The sequence below is a fragment of the Exiguobacterium sp. U13-1 genome (assembly GCF_001750115.1).
Taxonomy (GTDB): Bacteria; Bacillota; Bacilli; order Exiguobacteriales; family Exiguobacteriaceae; genus Exiguobacterium_A; species Exiguobacterium_A acetylicum.
In genome coordinates this window covers 1,499,286-1,525,800 of the sequence record NZ_CP015731.1, presented here as the reverse complement: position 1 = coordinate 1,525,800, position 26,515 = coordinate 1,499,286, and the positions used below count along the sequence as shown (strand labels likewise).

Here is a 26,515-nt window from a genome sequence, read left to right as displayed (position 1 = left end):
ATTGTACTTCTTTTGAGACCGAATGACAAGCATTTTACGAACATTTATTCGCATACTTGCACTTTGACCATTTTTCTCACTCTGGTGCTTTTTCGAGATGTTTCAGTAGAAGGAAATAGGTATCCTTGACGGCGCGCAGGCGAATCATGCCTCGATCGAACGATGGATATTGCCATTCGACAATCCGTGTTCCATGTGCGTCCGCAATAGCACAATAGACCGTTCCGATCGTTTTTCCGCTGTTGCTCGTCGGACCTGCTTCCCCCGTCAAGGCAACAGCGATGTCCGATTGATAAAGGCTTCGTGCTCCTTCTGCCATCGCGATCGCCACCTCTTTACTGACTGCCGTATGTTCTTTTAAAAGCTCTTCTGGTACCGACAGTACGGCTTGCTTCGCTGCGTCATCATAGACGACGGCGCTCCCACGCAATACTTGACTCGCACCGCTGACATCAACGAGACCACTTGCGACGGCTCCTCCCGTCAGTGATTCGGCGAGCGAAAGTGTCAATCCTGCTTCTTGATACCGTTTTAGGACAACTTCCGGCAGACTCGTCTCCCCATATCCATAAAAGTACATGCCGACTTCAGCAAGGACGTGTTGTTCGAGTTCATCGAGCATACGATCGGCTTCCTGTTGATCGAGTGCTTTAGCCGTCAGGCGTAACCGGACTTCAGCGAGCTCCGCATACGGTGCGACCGATGGATTCTTCGCCTCCTTGATCAACGTTTCCAGACGGTCATTTAAAGCTGATTCCCCGATTCCGAAGAATCGTAACGTCCGAGAACGGATCGTTTCTTGACCGAACAGATGACTGAAGTGATCTTTGAGGATTTGCTTCATCTCGCGTGGCACACCAGGTAAGACGATATATTGGTGGTGTTCCGTCTGAACCGACATACCGGGTGCAAGTCCTGCATCATTACGTAAAACCGTCGCTCCTTCGATGACGAGAGCTTGTTTTCGTTCATTGATCGTCATTTCCCGTTGACGTGTCTTTAAGAACCCTTCGATTCGCTCGTACGCCGCTTGATCGAGAACGAGATCACGTCCGAGGAGATCAGCGAGCACTTCTTTCGTCAAATCGTCTTCCGTCGGTCCGAGACCACCTGTGATGACAAGGAGTTCTGCCCGTTGTTGTGCCTGACGGAATGTCTCTTGCATCCGCTCATGATTGTCACCGACGACTGTATGATAATGAACGTCAATTCCGGCACTCGCTAACCATTCGGAAAGGTACTGTGCATTCGTGTTCGCGATTTCTCCAAGGAGGAGTTCGCTTCCGACTGCGATGATTTCTGCTTTCATGTTGATTCCTCACCTTCTTGAAGTATAAGAAAAGACTGTTCGGTATGACGAACAGTCTAAATTGATCCATCTTACATGGATTTCGTAATTAACTTAATGTTTTTAGCGAAATATTCGACACCTGAGTAGATCGTCAAAATCAAAGCAAGCCACATCGTAATATCTGCGAACGGAATATTCCACATCGCAAAGATGATATCGTGCAACAAGTATGCCGTAATTGATGTCAGCTGAACCCATGTTTTTGCTTTGCCAGAGTTTCCAGCAGCAAGGACGATCCCTTCGTCAGATGCGACGAGACGAAGACCTGTGACTGCGAACTCTCGACAGAGAATGATGACGACGATCCATGCTGCGACGAATCCAAGTTCCACCAAGTAGACAAGAGCAGCTGCAACTAACATCTTATCGGCAAGTGGATCCATGAATTTTCCAAAGTTCGTCACTAGTTTTTGTTTGCGGGCGATATACCCATCGAGCCAGTCCGTCAGTGAAGCAACAAGGAAGATGATAGCTGCAACGAAGTGTGAGACGGGAAGTTCAGCTCCCAGCACATCCCACTGTCCCCAGTTCGGATCAATCGCAAGTACGATGACGAACACGGGAATTAATAAAACGCGTAATACTGTCAATTGATTCGGTAAGTTCATGTAACGCCCTCCTCCTTCATTTCGTATGTAGATGACCATGTCATCTAAAAGAAGGCACGCCGGATTACGGCGTGTCTACTTTCTTCAAATAGATATTTTGGACGAGAAGCGAACGGTTCAGTTTCAGTTCTTGGTCATTGACGACGATTTTATCAATTCCTTTAATCGAACCAATCCGGATCCGGATCAAGTCCGTCTTCGCGTCCTTCACGACGATCGGATTTGGATCCGATGCATTGATGTGATCTGGCGCAAGTGCTTCTCCTTCAAGTGATGTATCACGCACACCAACGAATGGCGATGGAGATGCATCTTTCTTGATTTGAATCGAGACATTCATCGTATCCTTCGTTGCTACTTCATACGTGACATCTTGACCAGATGTCGACTTCACAGCAAGTGCCTCTTTTTTAGGTTCTTCTTTTGTTTCTTCTTGTTTCGCCGGTTCTTCCTTCGGCTCTTCTTCGGTCTTCGCAGGCGCATCCGTTTCCTTGCTCGGTGCGTCTCCTTGATCGATCGTCACATCATTTTGTTTCGGCGCGGACGTCTTCGCCTCTTCGTTACCGTCGAGGAACGTCTGCAGACCATAATACAAGGCAGCACCGATTGCAAAGATCAATACGATGATGATGATGTTCGGAATCCAACGTTTCGCAACACTCTTTTTAGGAGCACTGGATTTCGAATACGTCGCTCGTCGCGACAGTTCGACGACCGGCTGTGCTTCCGGTTCTGGAAGATCACGCTTGTAGGTCGTAAAGACTTCATCAACGTCAAGACCGAGTGCTTCCGCATATGTCTTGATGAAGGCACGGGCATAGAATGCACCCGGTAATTGATCGTAATTGCCTTCTTCAATCGCGACGATATAACGCTTTTGAATCTTCGTCGTCGTTTGAATTTGTTCGAGAGAGACACCAAGTGCCTCCCGTTGTTCCTTTAAGTAGGTTCCGAGCTCGGTCATCGGTAACACACCTTCCATTTTTCATACTTATTCAAAGTTGAACCAATCATTTCCACCATGGGAACGAGGCAGTTCAGTCACAATGATTTCTTCAGTCGTGTTGCGTAATTCAATGATGTAATCAAAATCATCCCACGTATATTCACTTGATTTGACGAAAGCGTCCGGATGCTCGACAATTTTTGTCGCTGGTAGTCGCATGACTTCGCGCAGGATTTGCCAGTGCCGTTCATCGAAATTTCGTTGCGATACTAAGGCATCGATGATATAGACATAATCACCGGTCCGCTCGTCGTCGAACAACGATGTTCGCACTGTCTGTTTGATTAATGTCGATGACAAGAACAGCCATTTCTTATTCGCACTGACGCTTGCTGCGACGATCGATTCCGTCTTCCCGACTCGCGGCATGCCACGGACACCAATCAACAAGTGACCATCCTGTTTACACAGTTCTGCCATGAAATCAACGAGAATCCCTAAGTCTTCTCGAACGAAGCGGAACGTCTTTCGCTCATCACTACTTTGATCGATATAACGACCGTGTCGAATCGCAATTCGGTCACGGAGCTTTGGTTTTCGTAGTTTGATGACCTCAATGGTTGACATCGTCTTGAGAATAGCGGCGAGTCGTGGAATTTGATCCGGTTGTTTCGTTTGCAGTAACATACCACGTCGTTGATGATCAACACCATTGATCGTCACGATCGAAATATGTAACATTCCCATCAACGAAGCAATGTCCCCGAGTATACCGGGACGGTTGACCTTTAATTCATATTCGAGATACCATTGCTCGAACTCACTCACGCGCCCATCCTCCTCTATCAATACGATTATCCATTCCTCATGTTAAATGATTTTTTGAAAAATGAAAAGCATTCCTGAACTGAAATTCCAATGCTTACATCCACGCACCATCTATTTTCAGGATGGCTCCCGACACATAACTTGACTCGGGTTGCACTAAGTAACAGATGGCAGAAGCCACTTCTTCTACTTTCCCGAATCGACCAGCAGGAATTTCAGCGATTGCTTGTTCCTTTTCATCTTCCGAGAAAATCGCGTTCATCGGTGTGTCAATCCATCCCGGTGTGATCGCATTGATACGTCCGTACATCGGTCCAAGTTCCTTGCTGTATGCTTTGACGAATCCGAGCTGTGCCGCCTTGCATGTCGAATAGACAACTTCACCCGCGACACCTTGTTCCCCTAACACACTACTGATGACGACGATCGCAAGCTTCGACGTAAACGGTTTCGTCCGTGTCACGGTTTGGCTGATGCGCATCAACGCCTCGACGTGGATTTTCCAAAGTTCGTGCATTGATGTTGCCGATTGATCGAGCAACAAACCGCTATAACTCGTTCCGGCACAATGGACGAAGGCATCAACGACAGGTAATGCCGCACAAAATGCCTGCAAGTCCTCCTCATCCGCTAAATTCGCAGTCAAGATGTGGTGCTCTCCTTGCCACTCCTCTATCATCCGTTCCAAAACAGCGTGCTGTCGATACGTCTGAAGCACCAATTCATGTCCGGCGGCAGCGAGTTGTTTTGCTGCCGCAAGACCAATGGCGCCACTCGCACCGGTAATGAGAATTCGCATCACGCGTACGGTTTGACGATTGAGATCGCCCGGTTTTCAATGGCGAACAACTCGTCGAAACGGGCTTCAATCTCTTCTTTCGTAATCGAAGCAATCAACGTCGGAAGCGTGAACAAGTTCGTACCGGCAAGTGCGTGACGCGAGAACTGGTTCGCGATGAATTCTGGTGAATTCAAGGCACGGAGGAACTTCCCTTGCATCATGTTCCGCTTGCGCGTGACTTCATCTTCCGTAAAGTCAGGACGCGTTTGCAGAAGTGTCTCATACGCTTGGATGAACTTATCTGGATCTTCTGTCTCCATCCCGAACGTCGCGAATGCGAACTCTTCCTCACTTGAGTAATCAAAGCTGAACGTATCGTCAATCAAACCGTCTTCATACAGTTCCAAATACGTCGATGATGTTTGATCGAACAAGAGGTGTAACAGGAGTTCACTCGTTAATTCACGACGGACTTGTGCCTCGCTGCGAAGCGATTCGTCCTTATAACCGATTAATACCTTAGGTGTCTTGACGTCGAGCTCGAGTTCAAAACGCGGACGATGTACGCCATGCGGTTCTTGACCATAGTCCCGCTCGATTGCCGGACGATCCGTATAGTCTTTCTTAGCCTGATTCGCCTTGATCAATGCCAGTGTCTCTTCCGGATCAATGTTTCCGACGACGAACAACACCATGTTCGATGGATGATAGAACGTACGGTAGCACGTGTACAGGTCATCGGCTGTGATTTGATTGATCGATTCCGGAGTTCCCGCGATATCGATCCGGACTGGATGCGTCGCATACATCGATTCAATCAGACCGAAGAACAAGCGCCATCCCGGATTATCTTGATACATCTGGATTTCCTGCGTGATGATCCCCTTCTCTTTTTCAACGCTTTCCGGCGTGAAGTAAGGATCTTGTACGAAATCAATCAACGTCTCGAGATTTTGTTCGATTAATGACGTCGCTGAGAACAAATACGCCGTCCGCGAGAACGAGGTAAAGGCGTTCGCTGAGGCACCAAGACGACCAAACTCTTGGAAGACATCACCTTTTTCGGATTCGAACATCTTATGCTCAAGGAAATGGGCGATGCCGTCCGGTACCGTGATCCATTCCTCTCCTTTTTTGAATCGTTGATCAATCGAACCATAACGTGTCGTAAACGTCGCATACGTCTTTTCGTATCCTTTTTTTTGCAGTAGGTAGACGGAGAGCCCGTTATCAAGCTGCTCATGGTATACCGTTTCGTCTGTATCGTGATAGGTCAGTTGTTCCATCATGCTTCACCTCGCAATAGATATACGGCATCAAGATCGATTGCCGCTGCTAATCGAACGACGTCTTCACGTGTCGCCGTCTCAATGATATGAATTTCATCTTCAAGTGTCAGTCCACGCATCTTCGAACCATTCAACCAGCCGATCAATTGACCCGGCTGATCAAGGATTTGACGACGCGCATTGATCAGCATCGCCTTCGTCTGTGTCAATTCTTCATCCGTGAACTGTCCTGCTTTCAAATCAACGAGTTGTTCCAAGATGATCTTTTCGGCACGTTCCGCTTCTTTTGTGTCGACCCCTGCATAAACATAGAGTGCACTGTTCAGTGCCGCGTAACGTGAGGCCGCATAATACGCGAGGCTCTCTTTTTCACGGACATTCATAAACAGTTTTGAATGGGGGAAGCCACCGAATAGACCATTGACGATTTGCATCCGAATCGAGTCAGCAGATGTCGGATCGACCGCTACCCGGTAACCGAGATGCAATTTGCCTTGTTTGATCGGTTGCGTTTCACTCGACCGTTTCACGCCATTGACTGGTTTTTGGGCCGGAATGTAATGGCTGATCTTTTCAGAATGCGATGGCAAGAAGGACAACGCATCTTCCATCTCCTCCTTCGTCACATGTCCGACGACGAAGACATCAATCCGATCGTCTTCGATCATCGAACGGTATGTATCACGCAAGGATGACGGGGTGATCTGTTCGAGTTCTTCGAGTGTTCCGAGGGATGGCAACGCGACGGCTTCACCTGGTGCCATTAATTCAAGAAGACGTTGCTGGGCGTAGCGCATTTTATCGTCATATAGCGAACTAATCCGTAAGGCATGCAGTCGTTTTTCTTGTTTGACGAACTGTTCACGGAAACCACCTTCCGTCAAATCTGGATACAGCACCATTTGCTCGAGCAATTCGAGTGCTTCTTTTAACAACGACGGATGATGAACGAGTTCTCCCCGGACGACATCGAGTTGGAACGAGATGACGTGCTCTTCTCCGAACTTCGACGCGTCCGCATAAAGTCCCGCATCATATAATGTTTCAAGTGGTTCACGTAATGCTTTCATCGACGGATAAGCGGCTGTCGATTTTTCCATGATATACGGTAGGATTGCACGGCTTGTCAGCGTCTTCGCTTCTAACGGTGCTGAAAATGTGACGAGAATCGTCGTCGTCTTGAATTTATCAGTCGGAACGAGATGAAAGCTCGTTCCTTCCTTTTTCCATGTGCTAAATGACTGACTCATTGCTCTCCATCCTTTCGTTTGAATACATGCGCACTGCGGACATATTCAATATCTGCTTTTTGTTTGACGGCATTCTCGTAACGGGCTGCTGTAAAGAAGAAGTCACTGAGTCGGTTGATGAACGGTAACAAATGAGCGGCTTGAGGGACATCGATCATCGAACGTTCCACACGACGACAGACCGTCCGTGCCACGTGTAATGTTGCAGCTGCTTCCGTTCCACCGGGCAAGATGAACTTATCGAGCGGCGGCGATAACTCCGTTAATGTGTCGATCCAACTTTCTAAATCAACCGTCGCTTCTTGACTCAAGCGTGACGGGCGTGGTTCAACATACATCAAGTCACTACCACAATCGAATAAGGCGTGCTGGATCACTGTCAGTTGTTCCCGCACCTCGATTGATGATGCTTTCGTCCGGGCAAGTCCAACGAAACTGTTCAATTCGTCGAGTTCTCCCATCAAGCTAATCAAACGATCATTTTTTTTGACTCTCCCACCAACGAGGGATGTTTCTCCTTCGTCACCAGACTTCGTGTAAATTTTCATTTTTCATTCACTCCTATAGCGAAAGGAAGCGACTCATAATGTTCGCTTCCCTTGTTTTTTCGGTAATCGGATCCGGAAGGTCGCTCCCTCACCCAAGCGGCTGTCGACTTCGACTTCACCACCATGAGCTCGGACGACATTCGCCACGATTGCAAGACCGATTCCTGTACCTGTCTTGCCACGTGTCCGCGCTTTATCGGCTTTATAAAAGCGGTCAAAGACGAACGGTAGATCTTCTTCTGGGATTCCGTCACCCGAATCAATGACGGATAATGTAATGTTTTCCCTATCTTCATCAATCTTAATCTTGATTTCACCGTTCTCCGTGTAGCGCAAGGCGTTACCGAGGAGATTCGTCAACACTTGTTCCATCTGATCCGGATCGGCGTCAAATATGATATTCGGACCTGAAACTGAGAACGTGACCTGCTTATCGCGTCCCATCTGTTTGAACTTCTTGATAACTCGTTGTGCAAAGGAGACCGCTTCGATGGCTTCGATCCGTAACTCCTGATACCCCGCTTCCATCCGTGCGAGATCAAGTAAATCATTGACAAGACGTGACAGACGTTGTGATTCATCATAAATGATTGAGGCGAATTCTTTCGTCGCCTCATCACTTTCGGTCATCCCGTCGACGATTGCTTCCGAATACCCTTGCAGCATGACGAGTGGCGTCCGCAGTTCATGACTGACGTTCGCGACGAAGTCGGCACGCATCTTTTCGAGTTGTTGCGCTTCCGTCATATCACGCAGGACGGCGACCGCTCCAATCTGTTCTTCTTGTTCGAGTAACGGACTGACGATGATGATGTAGAAACGTCCCTCTCGTTCGAAGGACACGGTCATCTCCGTCTCTTCCTGCATGACCGTCTGGAACAGTTCGATCAGTTCGTCTGGTACCGGAGAACCTGCGAGGAATGCCTCTGCCGGTGGATTCGTCGCGAGGAGTTCGCCTGATTTCGAGAACGTCAGCACGCCATCTGCCATACAGCGCAGAATCGAGGAAAGCAAGTGCCGTTCCTTATCGAGATCCGTGACATATTGATTGAGTTGACTACTCATTTCATTGAACGCAAGCGCTAAGTCACCGATCTCATCACGCGAACGTTGCGTCAGGCTCTGATCAAACTTTCCTTCACCGGCCTCAACGACAGCTTGACGAATCGTCCGCAGTGGTGCTGTGATTCGTGTCGAGAGGAAGAAGGCAAAGACGGTCGTTCCAATGATCGCTAACAGGACACAGAGTTGGATGATCTGACGTGCTCCCTCATTCGCCTGTTCGATGTTCGTCAACTGCTCGATCAAGTAGATTGTTCCGTTACCACTGTCCGTAATGAGCGGTGCCCGATACGCGAGTGCCGCCTTTCCATCGAAGGTCTCATAGTTGCCGATCGCCGTCTCGCCTTCTTCACCGTCAATTGCTTTCCAGTTCTGACGTTCGAGTTCCTTGATGATCCGGTTCGCCTTCGCTTGTGAGATGTTCGCTTCGACGGAATCGTCCTGCGTCTTTGCGATCAGTGTCGCGCCGTAAATATCCGTGATTTCAACAGCAGTACTCGACCCTTCCTCGATGCCGGAGTGCGCCTGAAAGACGGTCTCGACTTGTTGACCGAGCTTTGCCAAGTGCCCCCGCTCCTGTTCGATATGAAACGAGTTGAAAAATTCAAGTAACAAGATCGTCAAGGCGATCAAGACGACCGAAACGAGTAACAGAATCGTTCCCCATAGTTTGATGACAACGCTTTGCAACCATTTCATCGTCAGGTCGGACTATTCTCGAACTTGTATCCGACACCCCAGACCGTCGTGATCATTTGAGCGGCGTTCGGAGACAAACGATTCAGCTTTTCACGCAGACGTTTGACGTGTGTATCGACCGTCCGCAGATCCCCGAAGAATTCATAGTTCCAGACTTCCTTGAGTAGTTGTTCCCGCGAGAATACCTTATCCGTTTGTTTTGCTAAGAAATACAGGAGTTCGTATTCTTTTGGTGTTAAATTGACTTCTTGTGATTCAACCGTCACGCGGTGGGCATCATTGTCGATCGTCAAGTGTGGGAAGACGATGACATCTTTTGTTTTCGCATCCGTGTGGAGGAATTTCGTCGCACTTGCCCGACGAAGGATCGCTTTGACACGCAAGACGACTTCGCGTGGGCTGAATGGTTTGACGATATAATCATCTGCCCCCATCTCAAACCCATGGACGCGGTTCGTCTCTTCGCCTTTTGCCGTCAACATGACGATTGGCGTCGCTTTCGTTTTCCGCAGTTCTTCACAGACTTGCATCCCGTCCATCTTTGGCATCATCAAGTCGAGGAGAATGACATCGTATTCTGTCTCAAGCGCCATTTCAAGCGCCGTTTCTCCATTGTCTGCTTCCTCGATCGTGAAATTTTCCCGCTCCAGATACATCTTCAACAGGCGACGAATCCGTTCTTCATCGTCGACGACTAAAATACGTGCTTCTTCTGACATGCTGTCTCCTCCTATGAACTAAACTCTACTCCTCTATCCTACTACTCTTTTAGTATACTATGAAACGAAAAGAATGGCTTGCTCTGGCTGATTTCTCCGAAAAGGCACACTTCGATCGGACGAATACGAAAAAGCAGCGGACCGTTTCCGGATCCGCTGCTTGTTTTTTTCTTATGCGTAAGAGTGTAATCCTGCTACGACCAGGTTAACGAAGACGAGGTTGAACATGATGACAGCAAATCCGCCAACACATAACCAAGCTGATTTTTTACCAATCCAACCACGCTGGATGCGCATATGGAGATAAAAGACGTAGAAGAGCATCGTAATGAGTGCCCATACCTCTTTCGGATCCCAGCCCCAGTAACGGCTCCATGCCATTTGCGCCCAGATCATCGCGAAGATCAGACCGCCAAGGATGAAGATCGGAAGACCAATCGCAACAGAACGATAGCTGATCTCATCTGCTGTCTCAAGATCGATCTTACGCGCGATCGGCTTCAAGCTCTCAGCAAGACGCTTGCGAAGAATGACGAAGCGAAGCAAGACGTATAAGACGACGCCGCCGATGATCGACCATAAGACCGTGTTGACTTTGTTCGCATTCAAGAAATTCGGTAATTCAATGACGGCACCTGAACCCGATAAGACTTTCCCGCCTTCAGGACCTGTCAAGACTGGCATCGCATAGTCATGCGTCATCGTTGCACCGTTTTTCGCCACGTATTCGATCGTCGACGCAGAACCTGTTGCTTTGAACAACAGCCCAACTAAGATGTAACCGACTACACATGCGAGCGAGAACATGACGACTTCGAGCCACGTCCGTGTTTTCGATTCCTTGCTGAAATCCGTCGCGTGAATCAGATACAATAATCCGGTCGCGAAGCTGACGGCAAGAATCCCTTCGCCGAGCGCTGCCGTCGTGACGTGGATTTTGAGCCAAACACTTTGTAGTGCTGGGATCAACGGTTGGACTTCATCCGGAAACATCGACGCATAAGCGATGACGAGCAATGCAACTGGCATCGCAACCAAACCGAGGACATTGTTTTTGTAGATGGCATAAACGATCAAGAAACCAAGCACCATCATCATGCCGAAGAATGTCGTGTATTCATATAAGTTCGAAACTGGAACGTGCCCAGCTCCAGCCCAGCGCGTGAAGAAATATCCGAGCTGCGCGAGGAAACCGATGATCGCAAGCGTAAAGGCGATTTTACCAGAACGCGTCGGTCCTTTTTTACCACTCGTCGCTACAGCGAAGAATCCTGTACTGACGAGGTAGACGATGAATGATGTAAGGAGCAGGTTACTGCTCAACTGAAGCAAATTCATTTAGCTTCCCCCTCTTCCCGCAACTTTTGTCGATACTCAAGTTCTGGCAGACCGACTTCCGTCAACGCGAGATTGGCTTCCTTTTGGAGCCCCAATGCATTTTTGTTCGTAAATCCAGCAATCTGGATTCGACCGTTCTTCTCTTTGAGCCAGAGACGACGGTGCGGCCAGTACATCCCGATCAATAGACCTGCCATGAAGATGATACCACCTGCAAACAGGAACGGTAGCGTCAGATCTTTTTTAATCCGGACACCCGAGATGTTCGAGAGCTCCGTACCGGCGAATGCCATCTTGTACTGGTTCTCATCTCCACCAACATTAAGTTTGATCCCAATCAAACTCCGTTCACCTTTCGGATGTTCCGGTGACTTGATGCTGAAGACGAAGGCTGGATTGACTGGACGTCCCGAGTTCGTCGTTGGCTGACCATCTTTGACGACGAAGTCCGGAAGGAAGTCCTTCAGTTCGACTTCATATCCATCTTTTAAAGCATATGTTTCTTTCGGATCACGCAAGTCGACCTTGATCGTATCGACGACTTTGTCCGTCTTCTGGTTGACGATATTAAACGACATCGTCTTGAATTCCGGATCTGCCGCGTACTGTTCCTGGAAGACTTGATAATCATCGAATTCGAATGGGCGGTTGACTGCCGTCTCACCTGACTTGATTTCTTCAAGCTCCGGTTTGAAATCGGATGTTTCGCCGACTTTCTTGTACAGCGTCATCTTCGTATCATAGTTCTTCGGTACGTTTCCGCCTGCTGCTTCAAGTGATTTCTTGAACTTCGCATCGACCTTCTCAGGATCATAGAATTCGATGTTGAACGCTTCATTTTTCAAGTAGTACTGGTTATCCGTCGCCTCGATCGGCAACGTCTCTCCTTCACGGAGCCAAAGCAATTCATCTTCGTGCATGCCTGGTACGACTCGAAGCATCGCACCACCGAAGAATAAGACGAGTCCGATGTGATTGATGTATGGACCCCATCGTCCGAAACGTTGCTTTTCAGCTAAAAGTGCCCCGTCTTGTCGACGGATTTTATAGCCTTTTTTCTCAAGCAACGGTGCGATCGCATCGATTTTTTTGACATCGCCAGTCGCTTCCGCGCCAAATCGCTGACCGTTCATGAAACGGTCCGACTGGATGACCGGTTGTTTCTTCAGTGCTCGGTAGAGCGGGAAGAATCGGTCAATCGATACGATGATGATCGAGAGTAATAAAAGCGTGATCAATCCGATATACCACCATGATTCAAACAGATTATGGAATCCTAACGTATAGTAGATGTCACCAGCCGTGCCGTATTCCTTTTGATAAAACTCTTCTGGTGGTGTTGCCTGTGGAATATACATCTCCTGCGGGAAGATCGTTCCGACCCCGCTCGCGATGATGATCAAGGCAATCAACCATAACCCGACCTTGACGGACGAGAAGAACGTCCATGCTCGGTCAATCCAAGATGGATTTTTACGTTTCGATCGAAGCTCCGCTTCCTCGTAACGCATATCCAGTTGTTTGAAATCTTCTTGCTCCTGCATCCTTAAATCCCCCTTCGATGCGTTACTCGTTCGCCTTCTTCACCATCTCTTCGAGCTTCGCTTGATCAATCTCACCTTCATACTTCTCGACGACTTCACCCTTTTTATTGATGATGAACGTCACAGGTAAGTTGTAGATCCCGTAAGCCTTCTCGACCGAACTGTTCGTATCCATGAGAATCGGATAGTCCGTTCCGCCAATATCCTTGATGAAGCTTGAGACACGAACTGGTGTTTCACCGACATTGACCGCTACGAAATTGACGCCCTGGTCTTGCATCATCTGATAGTTGTCATTGATCAATGGCATCTCTTTCTTACATGGTTCACAGAATGTTCCCCAGAAATTGAGTAAAAGTCCTTTTCCTTTATACTCGTCCATCGAGTGCTGTTTCTCACCATATAGATCAACGAGTGCGAAACCAGGGGCATCATCGCCTGCCATGACACGACCGTTTTTATCACGTGTCGCTTGATCGACGAATTGCATGATGACGACTGCTCCGGCGAACAAAACGATCGTCATGATCATTAGACGCCAGAAGGAGCGTTTTTTCTTTTTTTGCTGGGCCGCTGCTAAGCGTTCTTCCGGATTTTGTTTCGTTTTTTTCATATTTTACCGCCTCCACCCATATTGTACTTGAAATCGCTTTACCGTTGACAAAATGTGAAATTCGTTAATCGTTTTGTCACAAAAAAAGAAAACTCAACCCGGAGGATGAGCTTCTCGCTTTACAAATTAACGTTTTTTTGTGTTCTTACGTCTTTTCGTAGGTGGAGCGGCTGGATCCGCTAGCTCACGCAATTGATTGACTTCTTTTTTTGAAAGTTCACGCCACTCGCCAGAAGTAAGACCTGCCAGTGTCAAGAAACCGAACTGTTCACGTTTCAACTTCAAGACTTCCGAACCGAGTGTCTCGACCATTTGACGGACTTGGCGGTTATGCCCTTCGTAGATGACCATTTCAAGAATCGCCGTATTTTTCTTCTTATCGATATCTCGCATCTCGACACGTGCTTTACCTGTCTTGAAACCATCCGGTAAGACGACACCTTTTTCAAGACCTTTGACGTGGAAGTATTCTGGCACACCTTTGATTTTGACGATGTAGCGCTTCGGTACCTTATATTTCGGATGAAGCAACAGGTTCGAGAATTCACCGTCGTTCGTCATTAAAAGAAGACCGCTCGTATTATAGTCGAGTCGACCGACTGGGAAGACACGGTGTCCGGGTGGTACGAGATCAACGACCGTCTTACGTCCTTTATCGTCTTCAACCGTCGAGACGACACCTGTTGGTTTATAGAGCATGTAATAGACGTGCTCTTCACGCTCAAGCTTAACGCCGTCTACTTCGACTTCTGCACGTGCTCCGACTTTCGTTCCAAGCTCCGTGATGACTTTTCCATTGACCTTGACGCGACCTGCTGTGATCAATTCCTCTGCTTTACGCCGCGAAGCGACACCTGCTTGTGCGATGATTTTTTGTAACCGTTCCATTAATTCACTCTCTCCTCTAATGAAGGATCATTCCGGAAGAAGAGATCTCCATCCGATTCGAACGTTTCTTCGAACTCGAGTGGCGGTAACTCTTCAATACTGTTTAGACCAAAATGGTCCAGGAAATGATCCGTCGTTTTATACAATTTTGCGCGACCGACGCCTTTGGCGCGTCCCGCCTCTTCAATTAAACCTTTTGCACTTAACGTATGGATGACACGCTCCGTCTTCACACCACGAACGACTTCGATGTCAGCACGTGTGACAGGTTGTTTGTATGCGATGATGACGAGTGTCTCCATTGCCGCTCGAGACAAGGAATCTTCTGCGAGCGAACCGGCATATGCCTGAATATACGGCGACATTTCTTTTCGTGTCACCATTTTAAAGACACCACCCGACTCCACGATTTGGAGCACACGCTGCTCTGCTTCGAATGTCGTTTGAAGAGCCAGCAACTGTTCACGTGCTGCCGCTTCACTGATCTCTAGCGCTTGACTGAGACCACGTGGATCGATCCCATCGTCTCCGACGACGAATAACAGGCTCTCAATGATTTGTTCATACGCCAATCTGACTCTCCTCCTTCACCATGCTCCGCAATAGGATATCATCGGTCATCTGTTCACAATCAATGACCCGTTGCTTGACAAGCTCAAGAACAGCGAGGAAACTGACGACTAGTTCTTCGACCGTCGGTTGCTCCGCAAAAAAGCCGAAGAATGTCGTACGCTCCCGTGTCGCGACGTACCGGGCAACGGACTCCATCTGTTGCTCGAGTGAACGTTCTTCTCGTTTGACCGTCTTCGAACGACGTACCTTCCAAGCTTCACGTTGGCGCATTTTTTCATAGGCACGTAATAAATCACTCAGAGATAACGTACCATTATACTCTTGTGCATCCGTGTCGAGATAACGCATCAAATCCTCTGGTTGTTTCGAGAACAGCTCAAGGCGTGCCTCTTCCTTTTCTTTCAGGACGAGTGCTGCTTCCTTATATGCTTTATACTCGATCAACTGTTGAATCAGACCTTCTCGTGTCGGTTCTTCCTCGAAATCAGGAATCTCATCGTATTCCGTCTGTTCGATCGGCAAGAGTTGTTTGCTTTTCAGTTGCAACAGCGTCGCTGCCATGACAAGATATTCACTAGCAACATCTAGTTCAAGATGCTGCATCGCACGGATATAGGACACATATTGATCCGTCACCATGGAAACGGATATATCATAAATATCGATTTCTAATTTACCAACCAAGTGTAACAGCAAGTCCAGCGGGCCTTCAAACGCATCCATCTTTACACTGTATGATTCCATGATTCTCCCTGCCCATCAACGTTTTTTGCGCCTTAGTATACCATACAACTGGTGGGTTCGACTATGTTATATTCAAAGGAAGAGGTGATTCCATGAATCCGATTGAACGATTCGTATTTGAATTCAACATCCGGCACGATTACTTCGAGTGCCATGAAATTTTAGAGGAAGTCTGGCAAGAAGGACAACGTCAGGACGAGGCGCTTGTCGGTCTGATCCAGCTGGCCGTCGCCCGCTATCATCATCGTCGCAATAACCAATCCGGTGCACAACGGACGTACAGTAAGGCATTCGATAAGATCGAACGCCACCGAGCAGCGCTTATCACGTCTGGTATCGATGTCTCACGCCTACTCGATCATCGCGATCACTTCACAGATCCGGTCTATCGACACATCCCGTTACCTGTCTTCTCGGACGTCATCCGAACCGTCGCACTTGAAGCGACAGCACCTGATCTCGATTATGTGACGCATAAACACCGTTTGCGCGATCGTACGGACGTCGTCACGGCACGACAAGAAGCGCTACAAAACCGAAGAGACCGGTCCATTTAAGCCATGGACCGGTCTTTTTATTGATTTTTCCATTTGTCGACAAGGCGTTGCGTCTCTTCGGTCGCACCCGTAATATCCGTTCGAAGAAGCTTAGTTGCTTCATCCAGTAAGAGATACGACATCCGTTCTCCCCGGAATGACGGCGATAAGGCGATATGTTTCAATTCAGCATGGCCATCCATTAATTGAAACCCGATGACACCAACGAAATCCTCATCTTGTTTGTACAAATACAAGCGTTGGTCTTCTTCCTGTTCATAGGCTTGAACCGTTTCAAGCAAATACTTCGGATCCTTCACTTCGCACGAAAAGGCGATCAGCCCCATCGCGGTCCGTTCATTCAACTTCTTATATTTTACTAGCATGTGATTCTACACCTTCCTAATTTCAACAACTCTCAGGAGCATGAACGACTGAGACTCATTCATTCTACACCTTCTCACACCGAATTACTGCATTTTTTTCATAATCCACTAAAAATGCAGGAGTCCGTCTCGTGACGTCCCCTGCATCTGAGTCATGCTTGTTCTTCCATCACTTGGATGAAGGCACGCATGTAGTCTGGTAGATCGGGCGGACGACGACTCGAGACGATATGCCCGTCGACGACGACTGCTTCATCGTGCCAAATCGCACCTGCATTCGTCATATCATCCTTGATTCCTGGCGTACTCGTGACGTTGACACCTTTTAAGATGCCTGCAGAGATCAGCACCCAACCAGCGTGGCAGATTTGACCGATCGGTTGCTTGTTCTGGTCAAAATGACGCACCATATTCAGAACGGAGTCAAAGCGACGTAACAAATCGGGTGACCAACCACCCGGAACAAGAATCGCATCATATTCCGACGGGTTGATCTCATCGAACGTCTTATTTGATTTAATCGGGACACCATACTTCCCGATGTACGTCTCATCCGCCTTCTCTCCGACGATATCGACGATTGCCCCTTCTTCACGTAAACGATGGACAGGATACCATAATTCTAAATCCTCGAAGTCATTGCTGACGACTTGGATGATTCGTTTTCCTTCTAAACGCATGACAAACACTCCTTTTCGAGTTGAGTTCCCTTACTGATTGTACCCGGATCTAAAAAAAGAAAAACTCCTCTTCGAACGTTCGAAGAGGAGCAAGAACTTACGCTTCGACGCGGATTTCTTTGATGCCAGCGCCTTGCTTCATTTTTTGTGCATGTTCGAGACCTGAAGTCACTTGTCCGAAGACCGTGTGTACGCCGTCGAGGTGCGGTTGTGGCTCGTGTACGATGAAGAATTGGCTTGATCCTGTGTTACGACCAGCGTGTGCCATCGAGAGTGAACCCGCTTTGTGTTTGTGTGGGTATGATGTTGACGTTTCACAAGGAATCGTTTTTCCTGAACCGCCTGTACCGTTTCCGATTGGGCATCCGCCTTGTGAGACGAAGCCTGGGATGACACGGTGGAAGTTCAATCCATCGTAGAAGTTCGAGTTCGCAAGGTTTTCGAAGTTTTCAGTCGTGATCGGTGCTTCATCGTTGAACAATTCGAATTCGATTTTATTTCCATCTTCTAATAAGATATGACCAGTTTTTTGCATGTTTGACCAACCTTTCGTGCTTTTCAGCAGGAGATTCGTCACGATTCGAGATCGTGATTCCATGGTACAGTGTACCAAATTTCAGGGCGTCGTGCAGACCTTTTTACTCGACAGCCGCCTCTAATACATCGAGTGTGACCGAATCCGTTGCTTCGACACGAATCTGAATTCCATTCGCCAGTGTCGCAACAGGATCCGTATGTCCGAAGTCCGCATCGAGAATGATTGGGAAATCATAGCCCCGCGTCGCACGCAGAATGATGTCTTTGAGCGGAAATTCCGGATCAAAATCGACTTTGCGTGGGAAACGTCCGACGACGAGTGCCGCAATCTTGTCATACGCACCCATGTGTCGTAATTGCGTGAAATAGCGGTCAATCGTTTCCGGTGACTCACTTTCGTCATCCTCGAGCATCAAGACGACACCGTCAAACGATGGCAAGTATGGTGTTCCTGCAAGCAGTAAAAGTGTTCCCGTGTTCCCCGTCAAAATCGGTCCTTCTGCAACGCCTGTCTTAACGATCGTATATCCCGCGTTCACTTGATGTTCCCGTCTTCGGTCGTCCGCGACATCCCAGCGTAAGATTTCGTCCGTCCACTCTTCAGACGCTTCGATCCGACCGATTGGCTCCGTCTGCATGAACGTACGGTTAAACGACTCTTCCGTATACGGATCAAGACCATCGAATTGACCAAACTGTGTCAGTAGCGCGGGTCCGACGAAAGTCGTCAGTCCTGTCTGCTGGTAGATGCCAGCAAACAGTGCTGTGATGTCACTGAAGCCCACAAAGATCTTTGGATTGTTCCGAATCAATTCATAATCGAGTTCGTCGAGCAACTGGTGCGAGTTAAACCCACCGATCGTCGAGATGATCGCTTTGATCGATGGATCAGCGAACGCCATATGTAAGTCTTGCAGCCGTTCGCCGATCGTTCCTGCCGTATGACTATGAACAGCCGTTGCGTTCGGCATCAAGACGACCTCGAAGCCCATTTTTTCAAGTGTTGCGATACCGCGGGCGAGACGACGCGGTACGTATGCTGCGATAGCAGACGCCGGCGAGACGATGGCAATCTTATCCCCTTTTTGTAAGCGTGGTGGTTTCATGAGAGTTCCCCCTTTTTCATTACAAGTATTCCCAGTATAACAAATTGAATAGGAACCGCGTACTCTCATTTTTTCCATCCATTTTACAGCTTTACGAAGAGCGAATCTCCGTTCTCAAGCAATTCTCCTTTTTCCGAAACATAATCGACCTTGACTGTCATATGTTGAAGAATCTTTTGTTCGCGCAACGACTTTGCCCACGCTGTGACCTGCGCTTTATCCTGTTCGTGTCGCTTACGTGGAACGTCCACTAAGAGCGTCGGAGCGACTTCCTTCCGTAAATAAGCCTTTGAATCAAAACGCGCGTCACCTAGCTGCTGTATTTTATCGTTGTCATAAAGTACGGTCACGCTCAATTGATTGTTCAGTTGTTCGAGAGTCGGCGACGGAATCCGTTGCTCTAACCGATCTTCCCAAAGTGCCGCATGATACGTATCGACGAACTTTCCAGACTCCTTCTGTTGATAGACGAAAAACTCGGTATTCGTTTTTTCATCGACTGCTCGCGCTGCATACTCAAACGAATAATTTCCCATATTGTCGTAAATACTACCGGTCACCTTTGCTTCCGGAAGGTGCTTTTCTAAGTATGTCTTTGCTTTTTGTTGTACTTCAGCCTCTTTCGTTCCATCTGACTCCATGTCCTTTGTAAAAGCGTACGTCATCATCAATGCGCCGCCTCCGATAACTCCAACTAAACTGGCAACTACTATGAACCAACGTTTCACACGATCGCTCCTCTGCATATATCCATATTTTTACACTTTTGATTTTATCATAAAAAAAGAGTAGCGGACGAAGTCCACTACTCAGATATTGCTTATCGGATGGATTACTGGATGACAGCGTGAACGAGCGGACGTGCTTCCGGTTTCGTTTCACTGATATGGTATGCGTGATCCATTTTTTCGATTGCTTGGTCGAGCGTTTCTTTGTTTGAACGAAGCGTTGCGATGACATCGCCGACTTCAACATGATCGCCGACTTTCTTGTGCAACGTGACGCTTGCTGCGTGATCGATCTCATCTGCTTTCGTCGCGCGTCCTGCACCGAGGATCATCGCTGCAACACCGACTTCGTCAGCGATGATTTCAGAGACGTAACCCGCTTTTGAAGCAACGAATGTTTTTTCGTATTTCGTTTCAAGTGCTTTTGTCATGTCGTCAACGAGTGAAGCGTCGCCACCTTGAGCTGCGATGAACTTCTTGAAGACGTCAAGTGCTGCTCCGTTACCGAGACGTGTTTCGAGATCCGCATATGCTTCATCGAACGTCGGGTAGAACTCACCGAGGACTGCCATGTGTGAAGCGATTGTCAAGGCGATGACTTTTAAGTCACGGACATCTTTTCCTTGAAGGACTTCGATCGCTTCTTTGACTTCGTTTGCGTTACCGATTTCAAAGCCGAGCGGCTGATCCATGTCCGTAATGACAGCAACTGTCTTACGATTGACACTCTTACCGATTGAGACCATCTCTGTCGCGAGTGCTTTTGCATCTTCGAACGATTTCATGAAAGCACCAGAACCCGTCTTAACGTCAAGTACGATGCTGTCTGCTCCCGCTGCAATCTTTTTCGACATGATTGAACTTGCGATCAACGGGATCGAGTTGACTGTCGCCGTAACATCACGAAGGGCGTAAAGTTTTTTGTCTGCAGGCGTCAGGTTACCCGTTTGACCGATGATTGCCATCTTAATGTCGTTGACTTGTGAGACGAACGCTTCTTCTGAAAGCTCGACGTCAAAACCAGGGAACGCTTCGAGTTTGTCGATTGTTCCACCAGTATGACCGAGTCCACGACCGCTCATCTTCGCAACCGGAATACCGATTGACGCAACGAGTGGTGCAACGATCAGACTGATCTTGTCACCAACACCGCCTGTCGAGTGTTTGTCGACTTTTTTTCCGTGGATACGCGAAAGGTCGATCACGTCACCCGAGTTGACCATCGCCATCGTTAAATCAGCGATTTCACGATCTGACATTCCTTGATAGAAAATCGCCATCGACATCGCTGACATTTGGTAATCTGGAATCTCACCGTTCGTGAATCCTTCTACCATTGCTTGAATATCAGCTGTTGCGAGTTCGCCACCGTCTCGTTTTGTTGCAATCAAATCTACCATACGCATAATCTAGTTCCTCCTCAGGAGTGGTTTGTGAGTTTTAAAAACAGTCGTTACATTTTTTTGATCGAACCGCGAACGAGTGATAGGAAGTGTGCCCGGACACGTTCTGTCGTTTCGATGACTTCATCATGGTGTAACGGTTGATCGAGAATACCTGCTGCCATGTTCGAGACACACGAAATCCCGAGGACCCGCATATCGGAATGACGGGCAACGATGACTTCAGGGACCGTCGACATACCGACGACGTCGCCACCAAGCATCCGTGCCATCTTGACTTCTGCTGGCGTCTCATACGTTGGACCTGTGTTTCCGAAATAGACACCTTGACGGACACGAATTCCGAGTTCGTCCGCTGTTTCTTGTGCAAGACGAAGTAATTCTGCATCATACGGCTTCGACATATCCGGGAAACGTGGTCCCATCTCGTCGACGTTCTTACCGATCAACGGATTCGTACCGAAGAAGTTGATGTGATCCGTGATCAACATCAAATCACCCGGTTCGAACGCTTCGTTACAAGCGCCGGCTGCGTTCGTGACGATCAATGTCTCGACGCCGATCGCTTTCATGACGCGGACTGGAAACGTGACCATATCCATCGAATATCCTTCGTAGAAGTGGAATCGTCCTTGCATCGCAACGACTTGTTTCCCTTCAAGTGTTCCGAAGACGAGTTGTCCTGCGTGTCCTTCGACCGTTGATACCGGGAAGTTCGGGATTTCATGGTATGGAATTGCGATCGGGTTTTCGATCTCATCCGCGAGGACACCAAGTCCTGAACCGAGAATCAATCCGATCTCCGGTTTTGCCTGCATCTTGCTTTCTAAAAACGAACGTGTTTCATTCCAGTTGACTGTCATCTGAATCGCTCCCTCGAATTAAAGTTCTGTTAAAAAGCTTGTTCCATGTGCCGGCATTTTGACGCCGAAGTTTTCTGCGACCGTCGCTCCAAGATCAGCGAACGTCTCACGGATACCGAGCGGTTTTGCGACACCATTTTTATGGTAAGCAAGCAGCGGTACGTATTCCCGAGTATGGTCTGTCCCAGCATGAACCGGATCGTTTCCGTGGTCAGCCGTGATGATCAAGAGATCGTCTTCTTTTAAGCGATCAAACACTTCCGGAAGACGTGCATCGAACTCTTCGAGCGCTTGTCCATAACCTTGTGGATCACGACGGTGTCCGAACAACGCATCGAAATCGACGAGGTTCAAGAAGCAAAGTCCGTTGAAATCACGATCGAGTTGCGTCACGAGTTGATCCATTCCGTCCATGTTCGACTTCGTACGGATCGCATCCGTGACGCCCTCGCCGTCGTAGATATCAGCAATCTTACCGAGCGAGATGACATCAAGTCCTGCTGTCTCGAGTTCATTCATGACCGTCCGGTCGAATGGTTTGAGTGCATAGTCGTGGCGGTTCGCTGTCCGGACCCACGCCCCTGCTTCACCAAGGAATGGACGTGCGATGATGCGACCGAGCATGTACGGGTCATCCCGCGTGATGTCGCGTGCATATTCACAAATCCGGTACAACTCTTCTAACGGCACGACTTCTTCGTGTGCTGCGATCTGAAGGACGGAGTCTGCTGACGTATAGACGATCAACGCCCCCGTCTCGACATGCTCTTGTCCAAGTTCGTCGAGGATTTCCGTACCAGAAGCCGGTTTGTTCCCGATGATCTTCCGTCCTGAGAACTCTTCTAAGCGATGAATCAAATCATCCGGGAACTTTTCAAAGACACGGAATGGTGTATCGATCCGCAGACCCATGATCTCCCAGTGCCCTGTCATCGTATCTTTCCCTGCAGATACTTCCTGCATTTTTCCGTATGCCGCAAGCGGTGCTTCTTCAGCTGAGACACCTTCGATCGGTTCGATATGCGAGAGACCGAGTTTTGCCATATTCGGCATATTGAGTCCGTTGCGTTCACGCGCGATATGACCGAGCGTATGTGAACCAAGATCTCCGAACTGTTCAGCGTCCGGTGCTTCTCCGATTCCTACGGAGTCCATGACGACCAAAAATACACGTTTAAATGATTGAGCCATTTGCTGTTCCTCCTATATACGAGCTGTAGTTGTGCGATTCCCGTTACGATTTTTCCCGGAAAGAGACTAGACAAAACGCATCATTTGTCTGAAGTCAGACCTTTAAAAGATAGAACCATCATGCTCGTGGATGATGTTTCTTATACACGTCGTGGAGTCGTGCTTTGTTAACGTGTGTATACATTTGTGTCGTTGACAAATCAGCGTGTCCTAGCATCTCTTGTACGACGCGTAAATCGGCACCATTTTCAAGTAGATGGGTCGCAAACGAATGGCGCAAGACGTGCGGCGTGATCTCTTTTTCGATCCCCGCTTCCTTTGCTCGTCGTTTAATCATCTTCCAAAACCCTTGCCGTGACAAACGATCACCGCGACTGTTTAAGAAGACGTCGTCCGTCTGTTGACCACCAAGACTGTTACGCGCAAGATCCAGATACGTCCTAACGCTTTCAATCGATGTCGTACTCATCGGGATGATCCGGGATTTGTTCCCTTTCCCAAGACACGACAGATACCCGAGTTCGAGTTGCAAATCGTTCAACTTCAATTGGAGCAGTTCGCTGACGCGCATGCCTGTTCCATAGAGAAGCTCAAGCATTGCTGCATCTCGTCGTGTAAGCGGATCGACACCGACGACCGAATCAAGCAAGCGTTCGACGTCCGTTTGACTCCAGACGACCGGCAACTTTTTCTCCGGTTTCGGTAAATCAAGATGACGAGACGGATCATGTGTTGCAAGTCTCTCTTCGATCAAATATTGATGGAACGAACGGATTGAGCTCGTCGCCCGGCGAACCGTCGATCGTGACTTTCGTGCTTCAAGCAATCGTTCAATATGGTCGACGATATGATGTCGGTGAACCTGTTCGAACGAGGAAACTTCCGCTTTTTCGAGCGTCTGTAAGTATTGATTTAAATCATTTCGATACGCAGCTGCCGTATTCGCGGACATTTGCCGTTCAATCACTAAATAATTGATAAATGCTTCCAGTTGTTCACGCACTGAACTCATCCTCTTCGTTTACGAAATCGCTTACTTTCCCATCATATCAAAGGTGTAAACCGTTGTGAAGAGGTCTGACCTATAAAAATTGAAAAAGAAAAACCATCCGAAATTTCGTCGGACGGTCAGACTGTTTGTGTTTGCGATTGTTCCAACGCTTCCCGAGCATGACGCTCTTGGCAGACACGGCAGACGCCATGGAATGTCAGGCGGTGATCCTTGATTTTAAAGTGGAATCGGGACACGATTTCTTTCTCTACTTCTTCCAGCATATCGTCTAAAATCTCTTCGACGGATCCACATTCGATACAGACGAGATGGTGATGCGAATGACTCGCACCTTCTTGTCGTAAATCAAATCGGGATACGCCATCTCCGAAGTTGACTTTATCAACGACTTCAAGCTCCGTCAATAATTCAAGCGTCCGGTAAACCGTCGCAAGTCCGATGTCGGAGTTCTTTTCTTTTACAAGGAGAAAGACATTTTCGGCACTGAGGTGATCCGACTCATGTTCGAGCAGGACACGCACAGTCGCTTCACGTTGGGGAGTCAGCTTATATCCTTTACCGCTTAGCTGTTTTTTGATGCGTTCTACACGACTTTCCATCATAACGCCCCCTTTGTTCGAACTGATGCTATTATCATAGCTGATAATCAGTCTTTTTTCAAATTAAAATGATTATCAACTGAAAATCATTTAAATGAGAATCATTTTAAAGTACGGATCTGCCAATGCTGAATTGCCATGATCGTCTTCGCATCAACGATCGTTCCATTTGCAACGAGTTCGAGCGCCTCTTCGAGCTTCAATGTCTTATTCTCAAGGAACTCATCCTCATCGAGTTGACGATCACCGGCAGTCAGACCAATCGCTTCATAAATATGTACACGCTCACTACAGAAACCAGGCGCACCGTAAAAATCAAAGACATGTCGTAACTCTTTCGCGACGTATCCTGTTTCTTCCTTTAATTCTCGTCCGGCACAATCGAGTGGATCTTCACCCTTTTCGAGTTTTCCTGCTGGAATCTCGATCGATAGACTTTCAAATGCTTTTCGGTACTGTTCCACGACGATTAGATCACCTTGTTCATCAAAAGCAATGATCGCGACGGCACCATTATGATAGACCAGTTCACGGACGGACGTATTGCCGTTCGGTAACGTGACGACGTGTTTCTCGACATCAAAGACTTTTCCTTCATAAATCACTTCACGTTCAATCGTTTTTTCTTCCATCATGTATGCCCCATTTCTATTCTAGTTTCGTTCACTGTCATGATTAGTATGCCGTTTCCGACGTATTGCCGCAAGACTTCGAAACCGTCTTTTTCATCAGATATGATACACTAGAATGCAGAAGTTCCAAACTTACAGTTCATATAAGAAAAGAGGGAATTGAACATGTCATTAGGATTAGGTACGATGACGATCTTAAAGCGCGGCCAGGAAGAAGCAACGGCAATCCTGCGGACGGCACTTGATGCTGGAATCACGCACTTCGATACAGCGGACGTCTATGCGAACGGAGCGGTCGAATCCATCATCGGTCAAACCTTCTCACAAGAGGATCGAAGTCGTTTATTCCTTGCCTCAAAAGGTGGGAATCGGATGAACGCGACCGGAACCGGTTGGACATGGGATCCGAGTTATGACTATTTGAAACAAGCCTGTCTTGAAAGTTTGAATCGTCTTGAAACCCCTTATCTCGACCTGTATTACGTCCACGGCGGCACGATTGATGATGATATCGATGCATCAATCCGCGCAATGGAAGATTTAAAAGCAGAGGGGAAAATCAAGGAATATGGTCTGTCGTCACTGCGGCCGAATGTCATCGAATATTGGCTCGAGCATAGTAATTTCTCTTACTTGATGACGCCTTATTCGTTGCTCGATCGTCGCATCGAAGAGTTGTTACCACGCTTAAAAGAGAAAAACATCCAAGTCGTCGCTCGTGGTCCACTAGCAAAAGGTCTCTTGACACATGAGAGTGCTTCACGCCTGCAGTCGGTTGATCGGTTCGAACAATTCGATAAGGAAACGCTTGAGGCAAGTCTACAAAAACTTCAAGATTTCCCGCTTCCGGCGCTTGCATTGCAAGCCATCGATCAACAGGTCGACATCGTCCTTCCTGGTGCATCGAGCGTGTCACAACTTCAGTCAAACGTCCAAGCGATGAAAGAGTCGATCTCGCAAGCTCAAATCGACCAGGCACTTGCTTCACTACCGATTCATCACTATACCGAACACCGGTGAGGTTTAACTCTTCATTTCTCCGGGAAACTCCTTCTTTGTAA

At 48.0% G+C, this 26,515-nt stretch carries 29 protein-coding genes; 2 read left to right on the top strand and 27 right to left on the bottom strand.

The features are described 5' to 3' along the window. Nucleotides 1-76: 76 nt before the first annotated feature. The 16 genes from ESP131_RS07755 to ESP131_RS07680 all read right to left on the bottom strand — a co-directional run bounded on the left by ESP131_RS07755 (nucleotide 77) and on the right by ESP131_RS07680 (nucleotide 15,781). Entirely contained in the window at nucleotides 77-1,309 is a 1,233-nt protein-coding gene (locus ESP131_RS07755) for a competence/damage-inducible protein A (RefSeq protein ID WP_047391066.1), read from the bottom strand. Nucleotides 1,310-1,380: 71 nt separating this feature from the next. Next, nucleotides 1,381-1,959: a CDP-diacylglycerol--glycerol-3-phosphate 3-phosphatidyltransferase gene (pgsA, locus tag ESP131_RS07750; RefSeq protein ID WP_029341196.1), complete on the bottom strand. Its 579-nt coding sequence runs from the start codon at nucleotides 1,957-1,959 to the stop codon at nucleotides 1,381-1,383. A gap of 64 nt (nucleotides 1,960-2,023) precedes the next feature. Further along, nucleotides 2,024-2,923, bottom strand: a complete 900-nt coding sequence (locus ESP131_RS07745; protein WP_029341195.1) for a helix-turn-helix domain-containing protein — start codon at nucleotides 2,921-2,923, stop codon at nucleotides 2,024-2,026. 27 nt (nucleotides 2,924-2,950) lie between these two features. Continuing rightward, nucleotides 2,951-3,733: a DUF3388 domain-containing protein gene (locus tag ESP131_RS07740; RefSeq protein ID WP_023467698.1), complete on the bottom strand. Its 783-nt coding sequence runs from the start codon at nucleotides 3,731-3,733 to the stop codon at nucleotides 2,951-2,953. Nucleotides 3,734-3,827: 94 nt separating this feature from the next. Beyond that, nucleotides 3,828-4,532 carry an elongation factor P 5-aminopentanone reductase gene (gene ymfI, locus ESP131_RS07735; RefSeq protein WP_029341194.1) on the bottom strand — a complete coding sequence of 235 codons (705 nt, stop codon included), beginning with the start codon at nucleotides 4,530-4,532 and terminating at the stop codon, nucleotides 3,828-3,830. Then, a complete protein-coding gene (yfmH, locus tag ESP131_RS07730; protein WP_231925706.1) occupies nucleotides 4,532-5,803 on the bottom strand; it encodes an EF-P 5-aminopentanol modification-associated protein YfmH in 1,272 nt (423 codons plus the stop codon). Before yfmH ends, ymfI begins: the two co-directional genes overlap by 1 nt. Next, on the bottom strand, nucleotides 5,800-7,053 hold the full coding sequence (gene yfmF, locus ESP131_RS07725; protein ID WP_029341192.1) for an EF-P 5-aminopentanol modification-associated protein YfmF: 1,254 nt from the start codon (nucleotides 7,051-7,053) through the stop codon (nucleotides 5,800-5,802). The genes yfmH and yfmF overlap by 4 nt, the downstream gene beginning before the upstream one ends. Continuing rightward, nucleotides 7,050-7,601 carry a cob(I)yrinic acid a,c-diamide adenosyltransferase gene (locus tag ESP131_RS07720; RefSeq protein WP_029341191.1) on the bottom strand — a complete coding sequence of 184 codons (552 nt, stop codon included), beginning with the start codon at nucleotides 7,599-7,601 and terminating at the stop codon, nucleotides 7,050-7,052. Before ESP131_RS07720 ends, yfmF begins: the two co-directional genes overlap by 4 nt. A gap of 33 nt (nucleotides 7,602-7,634) precedes the next feature. Next, nucleotides 7,635-9,362 carry an ATP-binding protein gene (locus ESP131_RS07715; protein ID WP_047391064.1) on the bottom strand — a complete coding sequence of 576 codons (1,728 nt, stop codon included), beginning with the start codon at nucleotides 9,360-9,362 and terminating at the stop codon, nucleotides 7,635-7,637. A 2-nt stretch (nucleotides 9,363-9,364) separates the two neighbouring features. Then, entirely contained in the window at nucleotides 9,365-10,081 is a 717-nt protein-coding gene (locus tag ESP131_RS07710; RefSeq protein WP_023467692.1) for a response regulator transcription factor, read from the bottom strand. 171 nt (nucleotides 10,082-10,252) lie between these two features. Next, nucleotides 10,253-11,419: a c-type cytochrome biogenesis protein CcsB gene (gene ccsB / locus ESP131_RS07705; protein WP_029341189.1), complete on the bottom strand. Its 1,167-nt coding sequence runs from the start codon at nucleotides 11,417-11,419 to the stop codon at nucleotides 10,253-10,255. After that, a complete protein-coding gene (gene resB / locus ESP131_RS07700; RefSeq protein ID WP_069940392.1) occupies nucleotides 11,416-12,963 on the bottom strand; it encodes a cytochrome c biogenesis protein ResB in 1,548 nt (515 codons plus the stop codon). The genes ccsB and resB overlap by 4 nt, the downstream gene beginning before the upstream one ends. Nucleotides 12,964-12,985: 22 nt before the next feature. Continuing rightward, nucleotides 12,986-13,576: a thiol-disulfide oxidoreductase ResA gene (gene resA / locus ESP131_RS07695; protein ID WP_023467689.1), complete on the bottom strand. Its 591-nt coding sequence runs from the start codon at nucleotides 13,574-13,576 to the stop codon at nucleotides 12,986-12,988. A gap of 126 nt (nucleotides 13,577-13,702) precedes the next feature. Beyond that, the gene (locus ESP131_RS07690) at nucleotides 13,703-14,464 is read right to left on the bottom strand and encodes a pseudouridine synthase (protein WP_023467688.1); all 762 of its coding nucleotides are present in this window, start codon (nucleotides 14,462-14,464) and stop codon (nucleotides 13,703-13,705) included. Further along, nucleotides 14,464-15,036: an SMC-Scp complex subunit ScpB gene (scpB, locus tag ESP131_RS07685; protein ID WP_023467687.1), complete on the bottom strand. Its 573-nt coding sequence runs from the start codon at nucleotides 15,034-15,036 to the stop codon at nucleotides 14,464-14,466. The genes ESP131_RS07690 and scpB overlap by 1 nt, the downstream gene beginning before the upstream one ends. Then, complete coding sequence (locus tag ESP131_RS07680) at nucleotides 15,026-15,781, bottom strand: segregation/condensation protein A (RefSeq protein ID WP_023467686.1); 756 nt, start codon at nucleotides 15,779-15,781, stop codon at nucleotides 15,026-15,028. The genes scpB and ESP131_RS07680 overlap by 11 nt, the downstream gene beginning before the upstream one ends. Nucleotides 15,782-15,873: 92 nt before the next feature. On the opposite strand from ESP131_RS07680, the gene ESP131_RS07675 reads away from it, so the two are divergent. Further along, nucleotides 15,874-16,338, top strand: coding sequence for a DUF309 domain-containing protein (locus ESP131_RS07675; protein WP_029341187.1), 465 nt, complete (start codon nucleotides 15,874-15,876; stop codon nucleotides 16,336-16,338). Between the two features lie 17 nt (nucleotides 16,339-16,355). Here ESP131_RS07675 and ESP131_RS07670 read toward each other — a convergent pair whose 3' ends face one another. The 11 genes from ESP131_RS07670 to ESP131_RS07620 form a co-directional block, all read right to left on the bottom strand. After that, nucleotides 16,356-16,703: a GNAT family N-acetyltransferase gene (locus ESP131_RS07670; protein ID WP_029341186.1), complete on the bottom strand. Its 348-nt coding sequence runs from the start codon at nucleotides 16,701-16,703 to the stop codon at nucleotides 16,356-16,358. Nucleotides 16,704-16,855: 152 nt separating this feature from the next. Beyond that, complete coding sequence (locus tag ESP131_RS07665; RefSeq protein ID WP_029341185.1) at nucleotides 16,856-17,383, bottom strand: type 1 glutamine amidotransferase domain-containing protein; 528 nt, start codon at nucleotides 17,381-17,383, stop codon at nucleotides 16,856-16,858. 97 nt (nucleotides 17,384-17,480) lie between these two features. Continuing rightward, nucleotides 17,481-17,918 carry a peptidylprolyl isomerase gene (locus ESP131_RS07660; protein WP_023467682.1) on the bottom strand — a complete coding sequence of 146 codons (438 nt, stop codon included), beginning with the start codon at nucleotides 17,916-17,918 and terminating at the stop codon, nucleotides 17,481-17,483. 103 nt (nucleotides 17,919-18,021) lie between these two features. Continuing rightward, nucleotides 18,022-19,026, bottom strand: a complete 1,005-nt coding sequence (locus ESP131_RS07655; protein WP_047391056.1) for a S66 family peptidase — start codon at nucleotides 19,024-19,026, stop codon at nucleotides 18,022-18,024. 83 nt (nucleotides 19,027-19,109) lie between these two features. Next, nucleotides 19,110-19,754, bottom strand: coding sequence for a hypothetical protein (locus ESP131_RS07650; RefSeq protein ID WP_148662010.1), 645 nt, complete (start codon nucleotides 19,752-19,754; stop codon nucleotides 19,110-19,112). Nucleotides 19,755-19,858: 104 nt separating this feature from the next. Beyond that, nucleotides 19,859-21,160: a pyrimidine-nucleoside phosphorylase gene (locus tag ESP131_RS07645; RefSeq protein ID WP_047391044.1), complete on the bottom strand. Its 1,302-nt coding sequence runs from the start codon at nucleotides 21,158-21,160 to the stop codon at nucleotides 19,859-19,861. Nucleotides 21,161-21,207: 47 nt separating this feature from the next. Next, on the bottom strand, nucleotides 21,208-22,020 hold the full coding sequence (locus ESP131_RS07640; RefSeq protein WP_029341181.1) for a purine-nucleoside phosphorylase: 813 nt from the start codon (nucleotides 22,018-22,020) through the stop codon (nucleotides 21,208-21,210). Between the two features lie 18 nt (nucleotides 22,021-22,038). After that, nucleotides 22,039-23,211 (bottom strand): phosphopentomutase, encoded by a 1,173-nt coding sequence (gene deoB / locus ESP131_RS07635; RefSeq protein WP_047391041.1) that lies wholly within the window; start codon nucleotides 23,209-23,211, stop codon nucleotides 22,039-22,041. 118 nt (nucleotides 23,212-23,329) lie between these two features. Then, nucleotides 23,330-24,214 (bottom strand): site-specific tyrosine recombinase XerD, encoded by an 885-nt coding sequence (gene xerD / locus ESP131_RS07630; protein ID WP_047391039.1) that lies wholly within the window; start codon nucleotides 24,212-24,214, stop codon nucleotides 23,330-23,332. A 125-nt stretch (nucleotides 24,215-24,339) separates the two neighbouring features. Next, on the bottom strand, nucleotides 24,340-24,822 hold the full coding sequence (gene fur, locus ESP131_RS07625) for a ferric iron uptake transcriptional regulator (protein WP_023467675.1): 483 nt from the start codon (nucleotides 24,820-24,822) through the stop codon (nucleotides 24,340-24,342). Nucleotides 24,823-24,923: 101 nt separating this feature from the next. Next, entirely contained in the window at nucleotides 24,924-25,454 is a 531-nt protein-coding gene (locus ESP131_RS07620) for an NUDIX domain-containing protein (protein WP_023467674.1), read from the bottom strand. A 165-nt stretch (nucleotides 25,455-25,619) separates the two neighbouring features. On the opposite strand from ESP131_RS07620, the gene ESP131_RS07615 reads away from it, so the two are divergent. Further along, complete coding sequence (locus tag ESP131_RS07615) at nucleotides 25,620-26,474, top strand: aldo/keto reductase (RefSeq protein ID WP_029341177.1); 855 nt, start codon at nucleotides 25,620-25,622, stop codon at nucleotides 26,472-26,474. Nucleotides 26,475-26,515: the final 41 nt, after the last annotated feature.

Bases quoted from the DNA above. Each gene is read 5' to 3' on its own strand.
- ESP131_RS07755 (WP_047391066.1), bottom strand. From the start codon at position 1,309: ATGAAAGCAGAAATCATCGCAGTCGGAAGCGAACTCCTCCTTGGAGAA.
- pgsA (WP_029341196.1), bottom strand. From the start codon at position 1,959: ATGAACTTACCGAATCAATTGACAGTATTACGCGTTTTATTAATTCCC.
- ESP131_RS07745 (WP_029341195.1), bottom strand. From the start codon at position 2,923: ATGACCGAGCTCGGAACCTACTTAAAGGAACAACGGGAGGCACTTGGT.
- ymfI (WP_029341194.1), bottom strand. From the start codon at position 4,532: ATGCGAATTCTCATTACCGGTGCGAGTGGCGCCATTGGTCTTGCGGCA.
- yfmH (WP_231925706.1), bottom strand. From the start codon at position 5,803: ATGATGGAACAACTGACCTATCACGATACAGACGAAACGGTATACCAT.
- yfmF (WP_029341192.1), bottom strand. From the start codon at position 7,053: ATGAGTCAGTCATTTAGCACATGGAAAAAGGAAGGAACGAGCTTTCAT.
- ESP131_RS07720 (WP_029341191.1), bottom strand. From the start codon at position 7,601: ATGAAAATTTACACGAAGTCTGGTGACGAAGGAGAAACATCCCTCGTT.
- ESP131_RS07715 (WP_047391064.1), bottom strand. From the start codon at position 9,362: ATGAAATGGTTGCAAAGCGTTGTCATCAAACTATGGGGAACGATTCTG.
- ESP131_RS07710 (WP_023467692.1), bottom strand. From the start codon at position 10,081: ATGTCAGAAGAAGCACGTATTTTAGTCGTCGACGATGAAGAACGGATT.
- ccsB (WP_029341189.1), bottom strand. From the start codon at position 11,419: ATGAATTTGCTTCAGTTGAGCAGTAACCTGCTCCTTACATCATTCATC.
- resB (WP_069940392.1), bottom strand. From the start codon at position 12,963: ATGCAGGAGCAAGAAGATTTCAAACAACTGGATATGCGTTACGAGGAA.
- resA (WP_023467689.1), bottom strand. From the start codon at position 13,576: ATGAAAAAAACGAAACAAAATCCGGAAGAACGCTTAGCAGCGGCCCAG.
- ESP131_RS07690 (WP_023467688.1), bottom strand. From the start codon at position 14,464: ATGGAACGGTTACAAAAAATCATCGCACAAGCAGGTGTCGCTTCGCGG.
- ESP131_RS07680 (WP_023467686.1), bottom strand. From the start codon at position 15,781: ATGGAATCATACAGTGTAAAGATGGATGCGTTTGAAGGCCCGCTGGAC.
- ESP131_RS07675 (WP_029341187.1), top strand. From the start codon at position 15,874: ATGAATCCGATTGAACGATTCGTATTTGAATTCAACATCCGGCACGAT.
- ESP131_RS07670 (WP_029341186.1), bottom strand. From the start codon at position 16,703: ATGCTAGTAAAATATAAGAAGTTGAATGAACGGACCGCGATGGGGCTG.
- ESP131_RS07665 (WP_029341185.1), bottom strand. From the start codon at position 17,383: ATGCGTTTAGAAGGAAAACGAATCATCCAAGTCGTCAGCAATGACTTC.
- ESP131_RS07660 (WP_023467682.1), bottom strand. From the start codon at position 17,918: ATGCAAAAAACTGGTCATATCTTATTAGAAGATGGAAATAAAATCGAA.
- ESP131_RS07655 (WP_047391056.1), bottom strand. From the start codon at position 19,026: ATGAAACCACCACGCTTACAAAAAGGGGATAAGATTGCCATCGTCTCG.
- ESP131_RS07645 (WP_047391044.1), bottom strand. From the start codon at position 21,160: ATGCGTATGGTAGATTTGATTGCAACAAAACGAGACGGTGGCGAACTC.
- ESP131_RS07640 (WP_029341181.1), bottom strand. From the start codon at position 22,020: ATGACAGTCAACTGGAATGAAACACGTTCGTTTTTAGAAAGCAAGATG.
- deoB (WP_047391041.1), bottom strand. From the start codon at position 23,211: ATGGCTCAATCATTTAAACGTGTATTTTTGGTCGTCATGGACTCCGTA.
- fur (WP_023467675.1), bottom strand. From the start codon at position 24,822: ATGGAAAGTCGTGTAGAACGCATCAAAAAACAGCTAAGCGGTAAAGGA.
- ESP131_RS07620 (WP_023467674.1), bottom strand. From the start codon at position 25,454: ATGGAAGAAAAAACGATTGAACGTGAAGTGATTTATGAAGGAAAAGTC.
- ESP131_RS07615 (WP_029341177.1), top strand. From the start codon at position 25,620: ATGTCATTAGGATTAGGTACGATGACGATCTTAAAGCGCGGCCAGGAA.